Source organism: Pseudomonas sp. BIGb0278, from assembly GCF_024809895.1.
In the GTDB taxonomy this organism is placed as follows: Bacteria; Pseudomonadota; Gammaproteobacteria; order Pseudomonadales; family Pseudomonadaceae; genus Aquipseudomonas; species Aquipseudomonas shirazensis.
Window position 1 is genome coordinate 278,931 of sequence record NZ_JANUEL010000005.1, and the last position, 21,966, is coordinate 300,896.

Genomic DNA, 21,966 nt, shown 5'->3' on the forward strand with positions numbered 1-21,966 from the left:
TCGGATAGCTATTACCAACTGTGACTCTGAGCCTTGCGCCGCCGCCATTGCTGCAGGCGCGTGCTCAGTTGCAGGGGGCTGTCGAGCTGCTGCCGGCGGGCCTGGCTGAACAGGATCAGGGCCAACTCGGCGGTGACCTGGGCGTCGGCACTGGCGTGATGGCGCTCATCCACCTGCAGGCCGAAGTGGCCGATCCAGTCGTCCAGGCCGGCCTCGCGCATTACCGTGTCGGGGTTGAGCATCGGCGCGATTTCGGCCACGTCGTAGAAGCTGTGCTGCAAGCGATGGCCAAGACTGTCTTTCAAGGCGCGGCCGAGCATGTGCTGATCGAACGGCGCGTGGAACGCCAGCAGTGGGCTGTCGCCGATGAACTCGAGCAACTCCAGCAGCGCCGTTGCCGGTGCTGAGCCGGCGGCCAGGGCATCCGGGCCGAGGCCGTGGATCAACACGCTGGGGGTGGTCTTCTGCGCCGGGCGGTGCAAGGTGCGTTCGAACTGCTGGCTGAAATCGATGGCGCCGTCTTCAATAGCCACTGCACCGATCGACAGCACCTGATCACGGTTTAGGTTGAGCCCGCTGGTTTCCAGGTCGATGACCACCCAGCGCTGCTCGCGCAGCGAATGCACGCCTGGCGGCGCTGGCTTGGGCAATTGCGCCAGGCGCTGGCGCATGGCCGGGTCGACGGCGGCAGGCAGGGAAGGGCGCAGCCAGGTAAACAGACTCATAGCTGATACCGCAGGGCCAGGCTGCTTTGCAGGCGTTGAGCCTGGCGCAGCGACTCACGCAGGATGCGTCGATCGAGCTGGTTGAGGCTGTCCGGGTCGAGCCGGTTGGAGTAGGCCTGGTTGGCGCGGCTCTGGCGTTGATGCTGCTGCATGCGGGTTTGCTGGATGAAGTGGTATGCCTCTTCGAAGGCGGCGCCGTCCAGGGCATCGATGACTTCTCTGGCGACCAGCTGACGCAGGCGTTCGAGGGTGTTGCAGGCGCCAATGCCGTTGGCCAGGGCGAGCAGACGGGCGCCGTCGACAAACGGCGTCAGGCCCTGCACCTTGAGGTCGAGGGTGGCGGCCTTGTCGTTGCCTTGACGGGTCAGTACGAAGTCGCGCAGGCGCCCCACCGGTGGCCGCTGGCGCAAGGCATTGTCGGCCATCATGCGCTGGAAAATGCGATTGTCGCGGACCTGGGCAAGCATGCCCTGGCGCAATTGTTCGACCGCCTGCTCATCGCCCCAGACCGCGCGCAGGTCAAAGTAGATGGAAGACCCGAGCAGGTTTTCCGGGCTGGCCTCGCGGACGAACCCGGCAAAGCGCCGCGCCCACTCGCTGCGCGACAGGCACAGGTCGGCGTTGCCGGCCATGATATTGCCTTGGCACAAGCTGAAACCACACTGCGCCAGGCACTGGTTGATGTACTGCGCCAGCGGCAGCAGAGCGCGCCGATGGGCGTCGGCCTGGGCAGTATCGTCGGCCTCGAACAGGATGCCGTTGTCCTGATCGGTGAACAGGGTTTGTTCACCGCGGCCTTCACTGCCAAAACACAACCAGCTGAATGCTACGCCGGGATCGCCACGCTCGGCCAGGGCCAGCTCGATCACCCGGCACACGGTGTGGTCGTTGAGCAGGGTGATGATCTGGGTGATCTGCGTCGACGAAGCACCGTGGGCGAGCATGCGCTCGACCAGCTGGCTGATCTCGCCGCGCAGCGACACCAATGTGTCCAGCCGTGGCGCATGGCGGATGGTGCGCGCCAGATGGACCAGGTCGACCCGCTGCAAGGAGAACAGATCGCGCTCGGACACCACCCCGCACAGGCGCCGCTCATGTACCAGGCAGACGTGGGCAATATGTCGTTCGGTCATCGCCATGGCCGCATCGAACGCAGTTGCATCCGGCGCCAGGTAAAACGGCGCGGCGGTCATGTGCAGGGCAATCGGCGCGCTCAGTTCGGCGCTGGCATCGGCCACTACCTGACGCAGGTCGCGCAGGGTGAAGATGCCGATCGGAAAGCGCTGCGGATCGATGATCACGATGCTGCCGACCTGCTGTTCGTGCATCAGGCGCACCGCTTCGCGCAAGGGCATGTCCGGAGTGCACACCACCGGGTGACGCATGGCCAGCTCGCCCAGCGGTGTATTCAGGGAATATTGGCTGCCGAGGTTTTCTACCGCACGGTGGCGCACCTGCTGATTAACCTGATCGAGCAGGCTGCTGACGCCGCGCAGAGCAAAATCACGAAACACATCCGACATCGAGAACAGGCGAATGAACGCAGCTTTGTTCAGCTGCAGGCAGAAGGTGTCCTCGCCGGCAACGTGCTCGGTGCGGGTCGCACGCTCGCCAAGCAAGGCCGCCAGCGGGAAGCATTCGCCGCTGGTGATCTCGAAGGTAGTTTCTACCCCGGCCTGGCTGACGTGCTGGCGCTCACCGACGACGCGCCCTTGCTTGACGACATAGAAGTGCTCGACCGGGCCATCGGCGGGCTTGATGATGCTTTCGCCGCTGGCGTGGAAGCGCAGTTGGCACTGCTCCACCATAAAGGCCAGATGGCTGTGTTCCATCTGCTTGAACGGCGGAAAGCGCTGCAGGAACTGCAATGTGCCCTGGATGTTCTGCAACACCGCGGTTCTGCCGGCTTGGCTGTAGGCGTCCTTTTTACTCATGAGCTGACCGTATCGCTGTGCCGATCTATATATATCTAACTATATATAGTGAAGTCGGCCTTGTTGTTCTCGGTCCCCATGGTCGGCTGGCGGCCGGTTCGTGCCCATTGGACGTAAGTCTATGAGGGCATAACGCCCGTTCGGCGACGTTGGCTGCACGGGCGGATAGCACATTCGGCGAATTTGTGGTCATACGCTGTGCAGACGATATTTCAACGGGAAGACCATGGGTGAGCATGACGACATTCTGAGTGACGCCGAGCGCGAGGCGTTGGCCTTGGTCAGCGCGCCACCGCCGCAACTGCCGCTGGTGCTGGTGGTCGACGACGACATCCTCAGCCGTAGGGCCCTGGCCTGGTATCTGAATCGCAAAGGTATTCGCTGCATCAGTGCGTCGAGCGCATTGGCTGCGTTGCGGGCACTCAGGCGTGAACCGCGTATTGGCATGATGATCACCGATCTGCGCATGGGGCCAGTGGATGGGCTTGAACTGATCAAGCAGATTCGCAGTTCGGTGCGGGCAGATTTGCCCATTGTGGTGGTGTCGGGGGAGTCGCAGGTGCCAGAGGCCGTCAAGGCGATGCACCTTGGGGTGCTGGACTTCATGGTCAAGCCGCCGGATCTGGACAAGCTGTTGCGGCTGGTGAGGAAGGAATTGCGGATTGAATGAAGCTAGGGCCGCAAAGCGGCCCTAGCATTCTCCACTTACAGCCCGTTGCGCGCCTTGAACTCGCGGCGGCGACGGTGCAGCACCGGCTCGGTGTAGCCGTTCGGCTGCTTGGCACCTTCGAGCACCAACTCCAGCGCTGCCTGGAAGGCAACGTTGTCGTCGAAGTTCGGCGCCATTGGCCGGTACGAGCTGTCGGCAGCGTTCTGCTGATCGACCACTGCCGCCATGCGCTTGAGGCTTTCCAGCACCTGCTCTTCGCGCACGATGCCGTGGCGCAGCCAGTTGGCGAGCAATTGTGCGGAGATACGCAGGGTCGCGCGGTCTTCCATCAGGCCGACGTTGTTGATGTCCGGCACCTTCGAACAGCCCACACCGTGGTCAATCCAGCGCACGACATAGCCGAGGATGCCCTGGGCGTTATTGTCCAGCTCGTTGCGAATTTCTTCGTCGGACCAGTTGGTGTCGGCTGCCAGCGGGATGGTCAGAATGTCATCGACCGAGGCCGGCGCGCGCTTGGCCAGTTCCGCCTGACGCGCCTGCACATCAACCTGGTGGTAGTGCAGGGCGTGCAGTACCGCGGCGGTCGGTGACGGCACCCAGGCGGTGTTGGCACCGGCCAATGGGTGAGCGATCTTCTGTTCGAGCATGGCCGCCATCAGGTCAGGCATGGCCCACATGCCCTTGCCGATCTGGGCACGGCCTTGCAGGCCAGTGGCGAGGCCGACATCGACGTTGTTGTTCTCGTAGGCGCCGATCCACTTCTCGTTCTTCATGGCGCCCTTGCGCACAACGGCGCCGGCTTCCATCGAGGTATGGATTTCGTCACCGGTACGGTCAAGGAAGCCGGTGTTGATGAACACCACGCGCTCGGCCGCAGCCTTGATGCACGACTTGAGGTTGACCGTGGTACGGCGCTCCTCGTCCATGATGCCAACCTTCATGGTGTTGCGCGGCATCTGCAGCACGTCTTCGACGCGGCTGAAGATTTCTGCGGCAAACGCCACTTCTTCCGGGCCGTGCATTTTCGGTTTGACGATATAGACGCTGCCGGTGCGGCTGTTCTTGCGGGTGGTGGTGCCCTTGAGGTTGTGCAAGGCGATCAGGCCGGTGAACAGGCCATCCTGGATGCCTTCCGGGATCTCATTGCCCTGCGCGTCGAGGATTGCGGGGTTGGTCATCAGGTGACCAACGTTGCGCACGAACAGCAGCGAGCGACCGTGCAGGCTTACGCTGCCGCCGTTCGGTGCGGTGTACTCGCGGTCCGGGTTCATGGTCCGGGTGAAGGTCTTGCCGCCCTTGCTGACGCTTTCGGACAGGTCGCCTTTCATCAGGCCCAGCCAGTTGCGGTAAACCACCACCTTGTCGTCGGCATCGACTGCAGCAACCGAGTCTTCGCAGTCCATGATGGTGGTCAGGGCCGATTCCATCAGGATGTCTTTGACGGCGGCGGCGTCAGTGCTGCCGACCGGGGTGCTGGCGTCGACCTGGATTTCGAAGTGCAGGCCGTTGTGTTTGAGCAGGACTGCGGTTGGCGCCGCGGCCTCGCCACGGTAGCCGATCAACTGTGCATCGTCGCGCAGGCCGCTGTTGCTGCCGCCCTTGAGCGCAACCACGAGCTTGCCGGCATCGATGCGGTAGCCGGTGGAGTCGACGTGCGAGCCAGCAGCCAGTGGCGCAGCCTGGTCGAGGAAGGCGCGGCCAAAGGCGATGACCTTGTCACCACGGACCTTGTTGTAGCCCTGGCCTTTTTCGGCGCCACCTTCTTCGCTGATGGCGTCGGTGCCATACAGCGCGTCATACAGCGAACCCCAGCGCGCGTTGGCGGCGTTGAGGGCGAAACGCGCGTTCATCACCGGTACTACCAGCTGTGGGCCGGCCATGCTGGCGATTTCTTCGTCGACGTTTTGCGTGGTTGCCTGGAAGTCTTCTGCTGCTGGCAGCAGGTAACCGATTTCCTGGAGGAATGCCTTGTAGGCTGCGGCGTCGTGAGCCTGGCCTTGATGCGCCTGGTGCCAGGCGTCGATCTGGGCTTGCAGCTGGTCGCGTTTGGCGAGCAGGTTTTTATTCTTCGGAGCGAGGTCGTTGATGATCTTTTCCGCACCGAGCCAGAAATCCTTGGCGACGATGCCGGTGCCTGGAATGGCTTCGTTGTTGACGAAGTCGTACAGCACCTTGGCGACCTGAAGGCCACCGACTTGAACGTGTTCAGTCATTGCTTGCCTCACTCTGCTCAGCTATTTCGCTCATCGTATTAAGCCTGTAGCGCTTCTTCAAACACGCACCAGTACATGCCCGCAGGCGGCTGGGTGCGGCCTGCCAGACGCGCTGGCGGGCGGTTTGCGTATTTTCACAGGCGCCATCGGCAGACATCCAGCGACGTTTTGTAGTCCGCGTCGGGGCATACTACATGAAGCAGCAGGCGGGTGAACATCAGACTAAAAGCGTCGCTGTGCGACCATTTGGTCGCATAGGGTCACGCTGGGAAGCCGCATGTTCGCAAAAAACAGGTAGATTGTTCCAGATAAATCTTGAAACAGTACACGATTAGTCATTCGGACTGCCCTGCGGCAGGTTGCCACAGCTTGCCTATACTCACTCGATTGCCAGCCTTTGCGCCATGTTCGGCCTGGCTGAAACCTTGGCAGGGCAGAGGAGTACGCAGTGGACCACCTAGTATTGACCGTGATCGCCCCCGACCAGGCCGGGCAGGTAGAACGCATTGCCCAGTGCATCGCCAGCCACAACGGCAACTGGCTGGAAAGCCGCATGTCGCGCATGGCCGGGCAGTTTGCCGGGATCCTGCGGGTGGCGGTGCCGACTGAGTCCCACGCTGAATTGGTCAAAGCGCTGGAGCAACTGATCAGCCACAACATCCGCGTGCTGATCGCCGAGAGCGGCGCCGAGCCTGCGGCTAACTGGAAGCCAATCAGTATGGAACTGGTGGGCAATGACCGCCCAGGTATCGTTCGCGACATTACCCGATTGCTGGCAGACAAGGGGGTAAATCTGGAGCGCTTCACCACTGAAGTACGGCCGGCGCCGATGAGCAGCGAGCCACTGTTCCACGCCAACGCGCTGCTGGCGTTGCCGATGGCGCTTTCGTTGGAGGATCTGCAGCAGAGCCTGGAAGCGCTGGCCGATGATTTGATGGTCGAACTTGAGCTGCGCGCCGAAGAATAGTCCACAGCCAGGGCGGTGCGGTTATCCCTGATTTACGGGGACGTCCCTGTGGATAACCTGGGGGCGTACCGCTTCAGCCCAATGCCCATGCCGCTTGCCGAGGATTGAGCAAAAAACGCTCAGTAATCAGGCGCTTGTGCACAAAGCGCGGGGATCAGCATGTGGATAACCTCTGGAGAGGTTGCTGCAGGCCACGCCAGCTGTGGCCTGCAGGCTTTTGGTCATTTATTGATCAGGTGCGCTTGCTCACTCTAAGCCAGGCATCCACGCTGTACAGCGCCAAACCGGCCCAGATGAACATGAATGCGACCAGCGTGCTCGACGACAAGTGCTCGTCGAACAGCAGCACCGCCTGCAACAGCACCAGGCTCGGTGCCAGGTACTGCAGGAAACCCAAGGTGGTGTAGGGCAGGTGTCGCGCGGCTGCGTTAAAGCACACCAACGGGACCAGCGTGACCGGCCCGGCGGCAATCAGCCAGAGCGCTTCAGTGCTGCTGAAGAAATCCCCCTGCGTGCTGCTGGCAGCCGGGTGCAGCAACAGCCAGCCCGCAGCCAGCGGCACCAGCATCCAGGTCTCCACTACCAGCCCGGGCAGTGCCGCGACGGGTGCCTGCTTGCGGATCAGCCCATAGAAGCCAAAGGTCAGCGCCAGCACCAGCGACACCCACGGCAGGCTGCCGACCTGCCACACCTGCTGTGCGACCCCGACCGCTGCCAGGCCGACCGCCAGCCACTGCAGTCGCCGCAAACGCTCGCCGAGCAGGAGCATGCCCAGCAGCACATTGATCAATGGGTTGATGTAATAGCCGAGGCTGGCTTCGAGCATGCGCCCGTTGTTTACCGCCCAGACATAGGTCAGCCAGTTGCCGGCGATCAATGTGCCGCTCAAGGCGAGGATTGCCAGGCGCTTGGGGTTGTCGCGCAACTCGCGCCACCAGCCGGGGTGCTTCCACACCAACAGTAACAGCGAACCGAACAACGCCGACCAGAGCACCCGGTGGACGATGATCTCGACCGCCGGCACGCTCTGAATGGCTTTGAAGTACAGCGGGAACAGGCCCCAGATGATGTAGGCCGTCAGGCCGAGAATATACCCGCGACGCGGGTTTGCAGCGTGCATGCCGAATCCTTGCTTAGGTAGCTAAATAACAGCACCTATTGTAGACAGACCTGCACCTGCCCCTAGAACAATTTCAGCGGCGCTTCGTCCAGCGCCGAGATCTGCTCGCGCAGGGCAAGGATCTGATCGCCCCAGTAACGCGGCTGACCAAACCAGGGGAAGCTGCGCGGGAACGCCGGGTCGTCCCAGCGCCGCGCCAGCCAGGCGCTGTAATGCAACTGGCGCAAGGCCCGCAGCGGCTCGATCAGCGGCAGCTCGCGCGGGTCGAAGTCGTGGAACTCGTTGTAGCCGTCGATCAGCTCGGCCAACTGGCCCAGGCGTTCTTCGCGGCTGCCGGCGAGCATCATCCACAGGTCCTGCACTGCCGGGCCCGTCCGGCAGTCGTCCAGATCGACCAGGTGGTAGGCGTCTTCGCGGTGCATGATATTGCCTGGGTGGCAGTCGCCGTGCAGGCGGATGGTCTGGTGCGGGGTGCGCGCATAGATCGCTTCAACCCGTTTGAGCAGATCGCGAGCGACCGATTCATAAGCTGGCAGCAGTTCCTTGGGCACGTAGTTGCCGTCGAGCAAGGTCTGCAGCGAGGCATGCCCGAAGTTATCCACAGCGAGCGACTCACGGTGCACGAACGGCCGCGTGGCGCTGACTTTGTGCAGGCGCCCGAGCAACTGGCCTAGGGTATACAGCTGGTCGAGATTGCCCGGCTCTGGCGCCCGGCCGCCGCGGCGTGGGAACAAGGCAAAGCGAAAGCCCTGATGTTCGAACAGGCTCTGGCCTTCACGGCTGATTGGCGCCACGACCGGCACTTCGCAGTCGGCAAGCTCGGCGGTAAAGGCGTGTTCTTCGTGGATCTGTGCGTCGGTCCAACGCCCCGGCCGGTAGAACTTGGCGATCAGCGGCTGCTGGTCTTCGATGCCCACCTGATAGACCCGATTCTCGTAACTGTTGAGCGCCAGCACGCGGGCATCGCTGAGAAAGCCCAGGCTTTCTACCGCATCAAGGACCAGGTCGGGGGTGAGGGTATCGAAAGGGTGGGACATTGGAGCTCCGCAGGGCGACATCGTGAGCACCATGGTACTCCATTACCCTGCGCACCGGAGGTCGCTAGGCCGGCACGCCCAGCAGTACATAAGCCGGATGGAACTGCGCACGCAGTTCGCTGCCGGTGGTCACCCCATGAGCTGTCAGCCACTGGCTCTCGGCAAAAGCGCAGAGGGTCTGGCCATTACTCAGTTGCAGGCGCACTTCGCAGCTGGCCTCTTCTTCAGCGAGCACTTCGGCGACCGTGGCGCCGAGCGTGTTGCTGCCTGGTTCTGCGGTGTCCTCCGGGCCGAGCAGGTGCACCCAGCCGGCCTTGAGCAAGGCCACTACCTGGCTGCCTGGCGCCAGTTCCAGCCGCTCGGTGCTGTCGCGGGTGATCAGCGCTTGAATCTGCAGCCCGCCACTCAGCGCCAGGGTAACCCGGTCATGCCGACCTTCGCTGCTCACTGCGCTGACCTTACCCTGCAACTGATTACGCGCGCTGGTGCGCAGCATCAGCCGGCCGAGCAGGTCGAGGTCGCTACTGTGTTCGGCGGCCTCGAGCACTTGCGCCTGCAGCGCTTGCAGGCGCAAGTAAAGGCGCAGCACGCGCTGGCCCTCTGACGATAACTGCGCGCCGCCACCACCACGGCCGCCGGTGCTGCGTTCGACCAAAGGCTGCGCGGCAAGGTTGTTGAGCTCGTCGATGGCGTCCCAGGCGGACTTGTAACTGATCCCGGCAGCCTTCGCTGCGCGGGTGATCGAGCCCTGTTCGGCGATGTGCTGCAGCAGGGCGATGCGCTGCGGGCGGCGGGCGATGTGTTGGGTGAGCTGGGTGGGCAGAGACATGCGCTTGAGCCAGGCGGTGTGAGACTGGCGAAGTTGCCTCCCGTAGCGTCATCAGTCAACCCCGGCGCCCGCTCAGGCCTGGCCAGGTTTGGCCGTGCGCGCCAGGCAATAGACATCGACCCGCTGGGCGCCGGCCTTGCGCAGCAGCTTGGCAATGGCCTGGGCAGTGGCGCCGGTGGTCAGCACGTCGTCGACCACTGCCAGGTGCCGCCCTTCGACATCAACGCCTGGCGCCAGGGTAAACGCCTCACGCAGATTGCGCCGGCGCGCCTTGGCGCCGAGTTTTTGCTGGGCCGGGGTGTCGCGAGTGCGCAGCAGCCAGCGCTCGTTGCAGGCGATGCCCAGTTGGCCTGACAGCCAGCGCGCAAGCATATCGGCCTGATTGAAGCCGCGCTGGCGCAGCCGACGCGCTGCCAAAGGCACTGGCAACAAGTAGTCCGGCCTGGGCAAGCCCTCGGTGTAGCGATGCGCCAACGCATCCCCGAGCAAGCCCGCCAGCAAACGACCGAGGGGCCACTGCCCGCGATGCTTGAAGCGACTGATCAGGCTGTCCAGCGGGAAGCCGAAATGCCACGGCACAATCACCTGGCTGAAGGCCGGTGGCCTGCGGTGGCAGGGGCCGCAATGCAGGCCGGCGATGGCCAGCGGTAACGCGCAGCGCAGGCATTGTTCCTCCAGCCAGGGCAATTCCTGCTCGCAGGCGCTGCACAGCGGGTAGGGCTGATAAGCGTGTTCATCACAGAGTAAACACATTTGATTAATATTTGTACACTTGTAAACCAGCCATTTGAGTATTGGTTGACAGTCCATGGCCCTTCCGTAAATATTGCGCCTATCCGTGATGCGCTGGCGGCTTTCTTGGCCTGCGCGCCAGTCAGAGCCTAGATAAGGAAACGCCGATGAGCGCCAGCACAATTGCTACAACACGTCACGACTGGGGCCTGGCCGAGGTCAAGGCGCTGTTCCAGCAGCCCTTTAATGATTTGTTGTTCCAGGCGCAAAGCGTGCACCGCGCGCATTTCGATCCCAACCGTGTGCAGGTCTCGACCCTGCTGTCGATCAAGACCGGCGCCTGCCCGGAAGACTGCAAATACTGTCCGCAGTCCGGCCACTACAACACCGGGCTGGAAAAGCAAAAACTGATGGAAGTGCAAAAGGTGCTGGAAGAGGCCGCCCGCGCCAAAGCCATCGGCTCGACGCGCTTCTGCATGGGCGCGGCCTGGAAGCATCCGTCGGCCAAAGACATGCCTTACGTGCTGGAGATGGTCAAAGGGGTCAAGGCATTGGGCCTGGAAACCTGCATGACCCTCGGCAAGCTGGACCAGGACCAGACTGTCGCGCTGGCTCAGGCTGGCCTGGACTACTACAACCACAACCTCGACACCTCGCCTGAGTTCTATACCAGCATCATCACCACCCGCACCTACAGCGAGCGCCTGCAGACCCTGGCCTATGTGCGCGACGCCGGCATGAAGATCTGCTCCGGCGGCATCCTCGGCATGGGTGAGTCGCTGGACGACCGCGCCGGGCTGCTGATTCAGCTGGCCAACCTGCCCGAGCATCCTGAGTCGGTACCGATCAACATGCTGGTCAAGGTTGCCGGCACGCCGCTGGCTGAAGAAGCCGACGTCGACCCATTCGATTTCATCCGTATGCTTGCGGTCGCGCGGATTCTCATGCCCAAGTCGCACGTACGGCTGTCGGCCGGGCGTGAGCAGATGAATGAGCAGATGCAGGCGCTGGCCTTCATGGCCGGGGCCAACTCGATCTTCTACGGCGAAAAACTGCTGACCACGGCCAACCCACAAGCCGACAAGGACATGCAGCTGTTCGCCCGCCTCGGTATCAAGCCGGAAGCGCGCGAAGAGCACGCTGACGAAGTGCATCAGGCAGCCATCGAGCAGGCCCTGGTCGAGCAGCGCAGCAGCGAGATGTTCTACGACGCAGCGTCGGCCTGAAATGGCCTTTGACCTCACCGCGCGCCTGGCCGAACGGCGTGCGGCCGATCTGTATCGGCAACGGCCGCTGCTGCAGACCGCGCAGGGGCCGCAGGTGGTGGTCGATGGCCAGCCGCTGCTGGCCTTCTGCAACAATGATTACCTCGGCCTGGCCAATCACCCTGAGGTGATCGCTGCCTGGCGCGCCGGCGCCGAGCGCTGGGGGGTCGGTGGCGGTGCTTCGCATCTGGTCATCGGCCACAGCACCCCGCATCACCAGCTTGAAGAAGCCCTGGCCGAGCTGACCGGGCGGCCGCGTGCGCTGCTGTTTTCCACCGGCTACATGGCCAACCTCGGTGCCATCACCGCGTTGGTCGGGCAGGGCGATACGGTGCTGCACGACCGCCTCAACCACGCTTCTCTGCTCGATGGCGGCCTGCTCAGCGGTGCGCGCTTCAATCGTTATCTGCACAACGATGCGCAGAGCCTGGCTAGCCGCCTGCAGCGGGCGACCGGCAATACCCTGGTGGTTACCGATGGCGTGTTCAGCATGGATGGCGATCTCGCCGACTTGCCCGCACTGGCCGCGACCGCCCGCGCAGCGAATGCCTGGCTGATGGTCGATGATGCCCACGGCCTCGGCACCCTGGGCGCCAACGGCGGCGGAATCGTCGAGCACTTCGGCCTTGGTCTGGATCAGGTGCCAGTGTTGATCGGCACTCTCGGCAAAGCCTGCGGTACCGCAGGTGCGTTTGTTGCCGGCAGTGATGATTTGATCGAGGCACTGGTGCAGTTCGCTCGGCCCTACATCTACACCACCAGCCAACCGCCGGCGCTGGCCTGCGCCACGCTCAAGAGCCTGCAGCTGCTGCGTGACGAAAGCTGGCGGCGCGAGCAGTTGGCGGCGTTGATCCGCCAGTTCCGCGAGGGGGCAGAGCAGATCGGCCTGCAACTGATGGACAGCCAGACGCCGATTCAGCCAATCCTGATCGGCGACAGCGGCCGTGCTGTGCGCCTGTCGCAGATGCTGCGCGAACGCGGCTTGCTGGTGACCGCCATTCGCCCGCCGACAGTGCCGGCCGGTAGTGCGCGGCTGCGGGTGACCTTGAGCGCGGCGCACACCGAGGCGCAGGTGCAGCTATTGTTGAATGCATTGGCAGACTGTTATCCACAACTGGAGCGCGCCGATGCGTAATCGCCTGATTCTCTTGCCCGGCTGGGGGCTGGGTACTGCTGCACTGCATCCATTGGCGGCAAGCCTGCGCGCGCAGGATCCGCGCTTGCAGGTCGACCTGCTGGCGCTGCCGGAATTGCCCGACGGCGATGTCCAGGCCTGGATCGACCATCTTGATCGCACCCTGCCCCAGGACACCTGGCTGGGTGGCTGGTCACTGGGCGGGATGCTCGCCAGCGAGCTGGCACGCAAACGCGGTGATCGCTGCTGCGGCCTGCTGACCCTGGCCAGTAATCCTAGTTTCGTCAGTCGCGCCGACTGGCCGCACGGCATGCCGGCAGACACCTTCGGCACCTTTGCCGACGGCTGTCGCAGCCATCTGCAGGTCACCCTGAAGCGCTTTCGCTCGCTGTGCACCCAGGGTGCGCCGGATCAGTTGGCCGTGCTCAAGCAACTCAATGTCGGCTTGCCGAGCACTGATCCGCTGTACCTGATGAGCGGCCTGGAGGTGTTGGGCAAGCTGGATACCCGCGATGCCTTGGTGGAGTACACCGGGCCGCAGTTGCACCTGTTTGCCGGCAGCGATGTGCTGGTCCCGGCAGAGGCAGCCAAGGCGCTGTGCGAGCTGGTCCCGGACGTCGAGGTCGGTCTTGTTGAAAACACCTCGCATGCCTTCCTGCTGGAATATCCGCAGGACCTGGCGGCGGGCATCAAGATTTTTTTGCACGAGAGCGGCGATGACTGATCTGTCCCATCCGACCCTGCCGGGCGGCTTGCCTGACAAACGCCAGGTGGCGGCGTCGTTTTCGCGGGCTGCTGCCAGTTATGACAGCGTTGCCGCGTTGCAGCGCGCCGTCGGTGTGGCTTTGCTCGAGCAGTTGCCGGCTGATCTGACCCCAAGCCGCTGGCTCGACCTGGGCAGCGGTACCGGTCACTTCAGCCGCGTGCTGGCCGAGCGCTTTGCCGGCGCTGTCGGCGTGGCCGTCGACATTGCCGAAGGCATGCTAGGTCACGCTCGGCAGCAAGGTGGCGCGCAGTTCCACGTGGTCGGCGATGCCGAACGCCTGCCGCTGCAGGGCGCCAGTGTCGATTTGATTTTCAGTAGCCTGGCCGTGCAGTGGTGCAGCCAGTTCGCCAGCGTGCTCAGCGAAGCACAGCGGGTGTTGCGCCCTGGTGGAGTGCTGGCGTTCAGCAGCCTGTGCGTAGGCACTCTGGAAGAGTTGCGCGCCAGTTGGCAGGCAGTAGACGGCATGGTCCACGTCAACCGCTTCCGCCGGTTCGAAGATTACCAGCGGCTGTGTGCCGGCAGCGGCCTGCAATTGCTCGCTCTGCAACAGCGGGCGCAGGTGCTGCACTACCCCGATGTACGCAGCCTGACCCATGAACTGAAGGCGCTGGGTGCGCATAACCTCAACCCTGGCCGGCCGGCTGGCCTAACGGGGCGGGCGCGCATGCAGGGTTTGCTGCAGGCCTACGAACACTGGCGCCAGCCGTCCGGCCTGCCGGCCACCTATCAGGTGGTGTATGCCGTGCTGCGCAAGCCTCAGCAGGCTGGGGAATGACATGAGCCAAGCGTATTTCATTGCCGGTACCGACACAGACGTGGGCAAGACCACCATCGCTGCCGGCTTGCTCCATGCGGCCCGCCTGCAAGGCTTAAGTACCCTCGCGGCCAAGCCAGTCGCGTCGGGATGCGCGGTGACCAGCAAGGGCCTGCGCAATGCCGATGCGTTAGCGCTGATTGATCAAAGTACCGTCCAGTTGCCTTATGAACGGGTCAATCCGTTCGCCTTCGAGCCGGCAATCGCCCCGCACCTGGCTGCGCGCGAAGCAGGCGTGGCGCTGGCGGTGCCTGCTTTGCTCAAGGCGATGCAGGGGATTCTGGCAGAGGGCGCCGACTTCACCTTGATCGAAGGTGCCGGCGGTTGGCGGGTGCCGTTGTCGGACCATGCCAACCTGTCCGATCTGGCGATCGCGCTGAAGCTACCGGTGATCCTGGTGGTCGGCGTGCGCCTGGGCTGCATCAATCACGCGCTGTTAAGTGCCGAAGCGATTGCCCGCGATGGCCTGCAGCTGGCCGGCTGGGTGGCCAATGTGATTGAGCCGCGCACCTCGCGGCTGGAAGAAAATCTGGCCAGCCTCGCTGAACGCCTGCCCGCGCCGTGCCTGGGGCGGGTGCCCAAACTCAAGCAAGCCAGCGCCGATGCCGTGGCCGAACATCTGCAGCTTGACCTGCTTGATTAAGCTCCGCGCGCATACCCTCGGTCTATCGAATGGCACTAGGCTATTAGCGATTTAAACGGGCCTTTTCGGCGTTGGCCTGCTTTAATGAAGTTTGTCCGTTATCCAGCGTCATCGGAGTTTTGACATGGAAATCACCGGTAGCTCTGCCTACTACGCAGGTCTTGGCGCCATTCAGGCGGGCCAGAACCGCGTTGATCAGGCCGCCAGCCAGATCGCCAACGGCACCGTCGAACGTGCCGCCACCAGCCAGTCCAGCGACTATCAGGCCGAGCGCTTGCGCGCCGTCGACCGCAGCCAGCAAATGGACATGGCCACCAGCACGGTGCAGTTGGCGCTGGGCAAGACTGAAGTCGAGCTTGGTGTGAAAGTCGCCAAGGCTTCCGACGAAATGCTCGGCCGCTTCATCGACACCTACGCCTGATTGCTCATCTCGCTGAAATCTCTGCGGGCCTGACTGCGATGGCGCTGACCAGACAACACCGTTGTCTGCTCGGTTGTCCTCTGCAGTCAGGCCCGCAGTTGCATTTACGGGCACATGGCAGATACGCCATGTTTCGCGACGTAAATGGCACCATAGTCCCTTCTTGACTTTGTTTGCACCTAAACGTAAGTTTCAAACAACTGTTTGACCGAGTGCCGGTTGCTGTCGGCGCTCACTCCACCGGACTCCTCAAGAGGTTCATCGCAATGCCTGAATACAAAGCCCCTCTGCGTGATATTCGCTTCGTTCGCGACGAACTGCTCGGCTATGAAGCGCACTACCAGAGCTTGCCGGGTTGCGAGGAAGCCACGCCCGACATGGTCGATGCGATCCTTGAGGAAGGTGCCAAGTTCTGCGAGAACGTGCTGGCGCCGCTGAACCGCGTTGGCGACCTCGAAGGCTGCAAGTGGAGCGAGTCGGGTGTGCAGACCCCGACTGGTTTCAAGGAAGCCTACAAACAGTTCGTCGAAGGCGGCTGGCCGAGCCTGGCCCATGATGTTGCTCACGGCGGCCAGGGCCTGCCTGAGTCGCTGGGCCTGGCGGTCAGCGAGATGGTCGGTGAAGCCAACTGGTCCTGGGGCATGTACCCAGGCCTGTCCCATGGCGCGATGAACACCATTTCCGAGCACGGCACCGCCGAGCAGCAGGACACCTACCTGAGCAAACTGGTCACCGGTGAATGGACCGGCACCATGTGCCTGACCGAGCCGCACTGCGGCACTGACCTGGGCATGCTGCGGACCAAGGCCGAGCCGCAGGCGGATGGCTCTTACAAGGTTTCCGGAACCAAGATCTTCATCTCGGCCGGTGAGCACGACATGGCCGACAACATCGTCCACATCGTGTTGGCGCGGCTGCCGGATGCCCCTGCTGGCACCAAAGGTATTTCGCTGTTCATCGTGCCCAAGTTCCTGCCGAGCGCCGATGGCGCCATCGGCGAGCGCAACGGTGTCAGCTGCGGCTCGCTCGAGCACAAGATGGGCATCCACGGTAACGCCACCTGCGTGATGAACTTCGACGGCGCTACCGGTTACCTGATTGGCCCGGCCAACAAAGGCCTGAACTGCATGTTCACCTTCATGAACACCGCTCGCCTGGGTACCGCGCTGCAAGGCCTGGCCCACGCTGAAGTGGCATTCCAGGGTGGCCTCAAATACGCCCGCGATCGTCTGCAGATGCGCTCGCTGACCGGCCCCAAGGCACCTGAAAAGGCCGCTGACCCGATCATCGTCCACCCTGATGTACGGCGCATGCTGCTGACCATGAAGGCCTTTGCCGAAGGCAACCGGGCGATGGTCTACTTCACCGCGCAGCAGGTCGATATCGTCAAGTACAGCAAGGACGAAGAAGCCCGCAAGAAGGCCGATGCATTGCTGGCCTTCATGACCCCGATCGCCAAGGCGTTCATGACCGAGGTCGGTTTCGAAGCCGCCAACCATGGCGTGCAGATCTACGGCGGCCATGGCTTCATCGCCGAGTGGGGCATGGAGCAGAACGTGCGCGACAGCCGCATCTCGATGCTCTACGAGGGTACCACCGGCATCCAGGCCCTCGACCTGCTCGGGCGTAAAGTGCTGATGACCCAGGGCGAAGCGCTCAAGGGCTTCACCAAAATCGTGCACAAGTTCTGCCAGGCCCAGGAAGGCAACGAAGCGGTCAAGGAATTCGTCGAGCCGTTGGCGGCGATCAACAAGGAGTGGGGCGAACTGACGATGAAAGTCGGCATGGCCGCCATGAAAGACCGTGAAGAGGTCGGTGCCGCGTCGGTCGATTACCTGATGTACTCGGGCTACGCCTGCCTGGCCTACTTCTGGGCTGATATCGCCCGTCTGGCAGCTGAAAAACTCGCCGCCGGCACCAGCGAAGAAGCGTTCTACACCGCCAAGCTGCAGACCGCACGCTTCTACTTCCAGCGTATCCTGCCGCGTACCCGCACCCATGCAGCGACCATGCTGTCCGGTGCCGGTAACCTGATGGCGATGAAAGAAGAAGACTTCGGCCTGGCCATCTAAGCCGCGCTGGCAACATCAAAAACCGCCTGCCCTCACCGGCAGGCGGTTTTTTTGTGAGCGCTCGTCCGGGCCGCGTAGCGCCATGCACAGAAAAAGCTAAGCCTGGCTCCACGCCTGCCGTTAAACATCTGGTGTATTCATCTATTCATGTGCGCTGCCGATGAAGTAAAGGCACAATGCCATTATTGATCTGCCGGGTTGGAGATACCCTTGTTTCAGTTATCCGCTGTACGCGTAAGCCATTTCCTGCCGTCACTGGTGTTACTGGTGTCGGGGCTGGCGGCGGCCTATGTGAGAGACCTCAGCGTCTTCTTCACGTCTTTGTTCAATGTGCTGCCAACCATGGTGCTGCTGCTCGGCGGCGCCTATTGCGCGGTGTACCGTAGGCAGCGTGAGCTGTTTGTGATGGTCACGGTGTATATCGCTTACTACCTGCTCGACACCCAGACCGACTTCTATCGCGACAACGGCCGCGTGCGTGAAGACGCTGCAGTGATCTTTCACCTGGTCTGCCTGCTGCTACCTGCGTTGTTCGGCCTGTTCGCCGCCTGGCAGGAACGCACTCATCTGGCCCAGGACATGCTCGCCCGCTTTGCCGTACTGTTTGCCGTCGGCAGCGTGGCGGTGGCCTTGCAGCAGAGCTTTCCGGATGCGCTGCTGGGCTGGCTGGCGGAGATCCGCTGGCCGTCGCTGCACGGTCAGTGGATGAGCCTGATCCAGCTGGCGTACCCGGTCTTCGTCATCGTTTTCATCCTGCTGGCGGTGCAGTACCTGCGTCAGCCGCGACCGCTGCATGCGGCGCAGATCATCGGCTTGCTGGGCCTGCTGTGGATGTTGCCGAAAACCTTCATCCTGCCGTTCACCCTGAACATCATGTGCAGCCAGGTCATGCTGATGATTGCCGCAGCGGTCGCCCATGAGGCCTATCAGATGGCCTTCCGCGACGAGCTCACCGGCTTGCCCGGCAGGCGTGCGCTGAACGAGCGTATGCAGCGCCTGGGGCGCAACTACGTGATTGCCATGACCGACGTTGACCACTTCAAGAAATTCAACGATACCCACGGCCACGACGTCGGTGATCAGGTGCTGCGGCTGGTTGCCAGCCGGCTGTCGAAAGTGACGGGGGGCGGTCGGGCTTACCGCTATGGCGGCGAAGAGTTCGCCCTGGTGTTTGCCGGCAAGACTGCCGAAGATTGTCTGCCGCATCTGGAAGCGGTACGCGAGATGATCGCCAACTACGCCATCCAGCTGCGCGACCAGAACAGCCGTCCGCAGGACGATAGCGCCGGCCGGCAACGGCGCAGCGGCTCGGCCAGCGCTACCGTATCGGTCACCATCAGCATCGGCGTGGCCGAACGCTTGATCGACCACCGCAACCCCGAGGCGGTGCTCAAATCTGCCGATGAGGCGCTGTACAGCGCCAAGGCTGCCGGGCGTAACTGTGTAGTGATGTTCGGCCACCAATCACGCCGCGGCGCTGTGCGAATGGCATGACTTAGGTTGACCGGGGTTGACTGTAGGGTCACGTGATGACCCTATGTCTCGCAAAAGTTGTTCGGTTACACTGATTTCACTCCAGTGCCGCGGTCCTTGCCAGGACCGCCCCGACCCGACTAGTGAGAGGTTGTCCATGGCTGACTATAAAGCGCCCCTGCGTGATATGCGCTTCGTTCTCAATGAAGTCTTCGACGTGGCCACGCTGTGGGCACAGCTGCCCGAGCTGGCCGAGGCGGTCGACCAGGACACCGCTCTGGCGGTGCTGGAAGAAGCCGGCAAGGTCACCGCCCGCAGCATCGCGCCGCTCAACCGCGCCAGCGATGAAGAGGGCTGCCACTGGGACAACGGCAGCGTACGCACCCCAGCCGGTTTCATCGAGGCCTACCAGACCTACGCCGAAGGCGGTTGGGTCGGTGTTGGCGGTGATCCGCAGTTTGGCGGCATGGGTATGCCCAAGGCGATCTCGGCTCAGGTCGAGGAAATGATCAACGCCTCGAGCCTGTCGTTCGGGCTGTATCCGATGCTCACCGCAGGCGCCTGCCTGTCGATCAACGCTCATGCCAGCGAAGCGCTCAAGCACAAATACCTGCCGAACATGTACAGCGGCGTCTGGGCGGGCTCGATGTGCCTGACCGAGGCCCATGCCGGCACCGACCTGGGCATCATCCGTACCAAGGCCGAGCCGCAGGCGGATGGCAGCTACAAGGTCAGTGGGACCAAGATATTCATCACCGGTGGCGAGCACGACCTGACCGAAAACATCATTCACCTGGTGCTGGCCAAGCTGCCGGACGCACCCGCGGGGCCCAAGGGCATTTCCCTGCTGCTGGTGCCCAAGTTCCTGGTCAACGACGACGGCAGCCTGGGTGAGCGCAACTCGGCCCACTGCGGCTCGATCGAGCACAAGATGGGCATTCAGGGCTCGGCGACCTGCGTGATGAACTTCGACGGCGCGGTCGGCTACCTGGTCGGCGAGCCGAACAAGGGCCTGGCGGCCATGTTCACCATGATGAACTACGAGCGCCTGGGCGTCGGTATTCAAGGCCTGGCCTCGGCCGAGCGCTCTTATCAGAACGCCGTCGAGTACGCCCGCGATCGCCTGCAAAGCCGCTCGCCAGTCGGCGCACAGGCAAAAGACAAAGTCGCCGACCCGATCATCGTCCACCCGGATGTGCGGCGCATGCTGCTGACCATGAAAGCCTTGATCGAAGGCGGTCGGGCGTTCTCCACTTACGTCGCCCTGCAACTGGACAACGCCAAGTACAGCGAAGACCCGACCACGCGCAAGCGCAGCGAGGACCTGGTGGCGTTGCTGACACCGGTGGCCAAGGCGTTCATGACCGACACCGGGCTTGAGTGCACCGTGCATGGCCAGCAGGTGTTTGGCGGCCACGGTTACATCCGTGAGTGGGGCCAGGAGCAACTGGTGCGCGACGCGCGCATCACCCAGATCTACGAAGGCACCAACGGCATTCAGGCGCTGGACCTGATGGGCCGTAAGGTGGTCGCCAGCGGTGGCGCGTTCTACCAGGTGTTTGCCGACGAAATTCGCCAGTTCGTGGCTGCTGCCGATAGCGAGCTGGGCGAGTTTACCCAGCCATTGGCCACTGCCCTGGATCAATTGGATGGGCTGACCGAGTGGGTTATCGAGCAGGCCAAGCTCAACCCGAACGAGATCGGTGCAGCTTCGGTTGAGTACCTGCACGCGTTCGGCTATGTCGCTTATGCCTATATGTGGGCGCGCATGGCCCAGGCAGCCAAGGCAGGCGAGGGCGATGCGGCCTTCTATCAGGGCAAGCTGGGCACGGCGCGCTTCTACTTTGCGCGGTTGCTGCCGCGGGTGGATTCGTTGGTGGCGTCGGTCAAGGCGGGTAGCGAGTCGCTGTATCTGTTGGACGCTGCGCAGTTCTGACGCCTCGATCACATGCCGTAACAAAGCTGGGGTGATTTGTAAGCCTTTTCCTACACGACGTGGTGACTTTTCGCCTCTATCTTCAGATTGGATCCACAGCTAATATTTCTCACATGGACGGAACGCAGGAAGCGTAAAGGACAGAACAGGGACACGAAGGAATCTCGCCAGGATGGTGAGGCGATAGGGATGTCAGGGAAACAGTCTGGAAAACCCCGCTTAGGCGGGGTTTTCTTTGTTGCGTGGTTTTTACCGTCAGCCCAGTACGTCCAGCGGCGACACGCCCAGCGGGCGCCCGTCGGTTTCTTCTTCGAGCAATGTGCGCAACAGCTCCAGCGACGCCTGTTGGCGCTGCGCATCGCGAAACACGAGACCAACCTTGAGTGGTACGCGCGGCTCGCTGAGGGGCTTCCACAGCAGCCCTTGATCATCCTCGGCCGCTGCCTTGGCGCGCCCTGGCAGGATGGTTGCCAGCGAGGTGTGCGCCAGGCTGTCGAGGATTCCCGCCATGTTGTTCATCTCGGCCTGTACCTGCGGCCTGCGGCCCTGGCTGGCCAGCTGCTCCTTCCAGATCTGGCGGATCTGAAACTCTTCACCCAGCATAAGCAGCGGCAATTCAGCCGCCTGCCTGATCGAGACCTTCTTGAAGTCCTTCAACGGGTGGGTGTTGGGGATGACCAGTTGCAGCTCATCTTCATACAGCATCAGCCCGTGCAGGCCTGCCTGGCGCGGCGGAAGATAGCTGATGCCGATATCCAGATTGCCATTGAGCAGACGCCGCTCGATCTCCAGCCCCGACAGTTCGTAGATCTGCACCACCAGGTGCGGCTGCGCCCGGCGCACGCGCTCCAGCAACTGCGGTACCAGCCCGGGGCGGACGGTCTGCAGGACACCGATGGCGAGGGTACGCAGTGCCTGGCCTTTGAAGCTGCGCATAGCCTCATGGGCGCGCTGCAAGCCGTCGAGCAAGGGCTGGGCATGGTTGTACAAGGTGTGCGCGGCCAGTGTCGGCAGCAGGCGCTTGTTGCTGCGCTCGAACAGGCTCAGGTCGAGGCTGTGTTCCAGTTGCCGAATCTGCTGGGACAAGGCCGGCTGCGACAGTGACAGGCGTTCGGCAGCACGGCCGACGTGGCCTTCTTCATAGACCGCGACGAAATAACGCAGTTGGCGAAAATCCATAAGCAATACTTATCGAAAAAGCTGGGAAATCGAAA

19 protein-coding genes are annotated in these 21,966 nt (G+C 62.7%); 11 read left to right on the top strand and 8 right to left on the bottom strand.

Going from position 1 to position 21,966, the window contains the following annotated elements:
- Positions 1-11: 11 nt before the first annotated feature.
- Together M2396_RS18360 and M2396_RS18365 are read right to left on the bottom strand one after the other, a co-directional pair.
- On the bottom strand, positions 12-725 hold the full coding sequence (locus M2396_RS18360; RefSeq protein ID WP_181108027.1) for a PolC-type DNA polymerase III: 714 nt from the start codon (positions 723-725) through the stop codon (positions 12-14).
- Positions 722-2,659, bottom strand: a complete 1,938-nt coding sequence (locus M2396_RS18365) for a putative nucleotidyltransferase substrate binding domain-containing protein (RefSeq protein WP_181089444.1) — start codon at positions 2,657-2,659, stop codon at positions 722-724. Before M2396_RS18365 ends, M2396_RS18360 begins: the two co-directional genes overlap by 4 nt.
- A 226-nt stretch (positions 2,660-2,885) precedes the next feature.
- On the opposite strand from M2396_RS18365, the gene M2396_RS18370 reads away from it, so the two are divergent.
- Positions 2,886-3,329 (top strand): response regulator, encoded by a 444-nt coding sequence (locus tag M2396_RS18370; RefSeq protein WP_101322432.1) that lies wholly within the window; start codon positions 2,886-2,888, stop codon positions 3,327-3,329.
- 35 nt (positions 3,330-3,364) lie between these two features.
- On the opposite strand, the gene M2396_RS18375 is transcribed toward M2396_RS18370, so the two are convergent.
- The gene (locus M2396_RS18375; protein WP_259076884.1) at positions 3,365-5,542 is read right to left on the bottom strand and encodes a malate synthase G; all 2,178 of its coding nucleotides are present in this window, start codon (positions 5,540-5,542) and stop codon (positions 3,365-3,367) included.
- 448 nt (positions 5,543-5,990) lie between these two features.
- On the opposite strand from M2396_RS18375, the gene M2396_RS18380 reads away from it, so the two are divergent.
- On the top strand, positions 5,991-6,509 hold the full coding sequence (locus tag M2396_RS18380; protein ID WP_101322430.1) for a glycine cleavage system protein R: 519 nt from the start codon (positions 5,991-5,993) through the stop codon (positions 6,507-6,509).
- Positions 6,510-6,741: 232 nt separating this feature from the next.
- Here M2396_RS18380 and rarD read toward each other — a convergent pair whose 3' ends face one another.
- The 4 genes from rarD to M2396_RS18400 all read right to left on the bottom strand — a co-directional run bounded on the left by rarD (position 6,742) and on the right by M2396_RS18400 (position 10,305).
- On the bottom strand, positions 6,742-7,629 hold the full coding sequence (rarD, locus tag M2396_RS18385) for an EamA family transporter RarD (RefSeq protein WP_101322429.1): 888 nt from the start codon (positions 7,627-7,629) through the stop codon (positions 6,742-6,744).
- Between the two features lie 62 nt (positions 7,630-7,691).
- Complete coding sequence (locus M2396_RS18390) at positions 7,692-8,666, bottom strand: serine/threonine protein kinase (RefSeq protein ID WP_259076887.1); 975 nt, start codon at positions 8,664-8,666, stop codon at positions 7,692-7,694.
- Between the two features lie 64 nt (positions 8,667-8,730).
- Positions 8,731-9,495 carry a TOBE domain-containing protein gene (locus tag M2396_RS18395; protein ID WP_259076890.1) on the bottom strand — a complete coding sequence of 255 codons (765 nt, stop codon included), beginning with the start codon at positions 9,493-9,495 and terminating at the stop codon, positions 8,731-8,733.
- Between the two features lie 72 nt (positions 9,496-9,567).
- The gene (locus tag M2396_RS18400) at positions 9,568-10,305 is read right to left on the bottom strand and encodes a ComF family protein (protein WP_259076892.1); all 738 of its coding nucleotides are present in this window, start codon (positions 10,303-10,305) and stop codon (positions 9,568-9,570) included.
- A gap of 89 nt (positions 10,306-10,394) precedes the next feature.
- Here M2396_RS18400 and bioB point away from each other — a divergent pair, with 89 nt between their 5' ends.
- From bioB to M2396_RS18445, 9 genes are all read left to right on the top strand, one after another.
- Positions 10,395-11,453, top strand: coding sequence for a biotin synthase BioB (bioB, locus tag M2396_RS18405; protein WP_150571154.1), 1,059 nt, complete (start codon positions 10,395-10,397; stop codon positions 11,451-11,453).
- Between the two features lies 1 nt (position 11,454).
- On the top strand, positions 11,455-12,627 hold the full coding sequence (gene bioF / locus M2396_RS18410; RefSeq protein WP_259076896.1) for an 8-amino-7-oxononanoate synthase: 1,173 nt from the start codon (positions 11,455-11,457) through the stop codon (positions 12,625-12,627).
- On the top strand, positions 12,620-13,351 hold the full coding sequence (locus tag M2396_RS18415; RefSeq protein WP_259076899.1) for an alpha/beta fold hydrolase: 732 nt from the start codon (positions 12,620-12,622) through the stop codon (positions 13,349-13,351). The genes bioF and M2396_RS18415 overlap by 8 nt, the downstream gene beginning before the upstream one ends.
- Positions 13,344-14,168, top strand: coding sequence for a malonyl-ACP O-methyltransferase BioC (bioC, locus tag M2396_RS18420; RefSeq protein WP_259076901.1), 825 nt, complete (start codon positions 13,344-13,346; stop codon positions 14,166-14,168). The genes M2396_RS18415 and bioC overlap by 8 nt, the downstream gene beginning before the upstream one ends.
- Position 14,169: 1 nt before the next feature.
- Complete coding sequence (gene bioD, locus M2396_RS18425; RefSeq protein ID WP_103435217.1) at positions 14,170-14,850, top strand: dethiobiotin synthase; 681 nt, start codon at positions 14,170-14,172, stop codon at positions 14,848-14,850.
- Between the two features lie 124 nt (positions 14,851-14,974).
- Positions 14,975-15,271 carry a pyrroloquinoline quinone biosynthesis protein PqqE gene (locus tag M2396_RS18430; RefSeq protein WP_181089436.1) on the top strand — a complete coding sequence of 99 codons (297 nt, stop codon included), beginning with the start codon at positions 14,975-14,977 and terminating at the stop codon, positions 15,269-15,271.
- A gap of 266 nt (positions 15,272-15,537) precedes the next feature.
- Positions 15,538-17,343 (top strand): phenylacyl-CoA dehydrogenase, encoded by a 1,806-nt coding sequence (locus tag M2396_RS18435; protein WP_101322419.1) that lies wholly within the window; start codon positions 15,538-15,540, stop codon positions 17,341-17,343.
- 210 nt (positions 17,344-17,553) lie between these two features.
- Positions 17,554-18,837 (top strand): diguanylate cyclase, encoded by a 1,284-nt coding sequence (locus M2396_RS18440; RefSeq protein ID WP_259076907.1) that lies wholly within the window; start codon positions 17,554-17,556, stop codon positions 18,835-18,837.
- Positions 18,838-18,973: 136 nt separating this feature from the next.
- On the top strand, positions 18,974-20,752 hold the full coding sequence (locus M2396_RS18445) for an acyl-CoA dehydrogenase C-terminal domain-containing protein (protein WP_259076909.1): 1,779 nt from the start codon (positions 18,974-18,976) through the stop codon (positions 20,750-20,752).
- 255 nt (positions 20,753-21,007) lie between these two features.
- Here M2396_RS18445 and M2396_RS18450 read toward each other — a convergent pair whose 3' ends face one another.
- Positions 21,008-21,931 (bottom strand): LysR family transcriptional regulator, encoded by a 924-nt coding sequence (locus tag M2396_RS18450; protein WP_150571158.1) that lies wholly within the window; start codon positions 21,929-21,931, stop codon positions 21,008-21,010.
- Positions 21,932-21,966 lie beyond the last annotated feature (35 nt).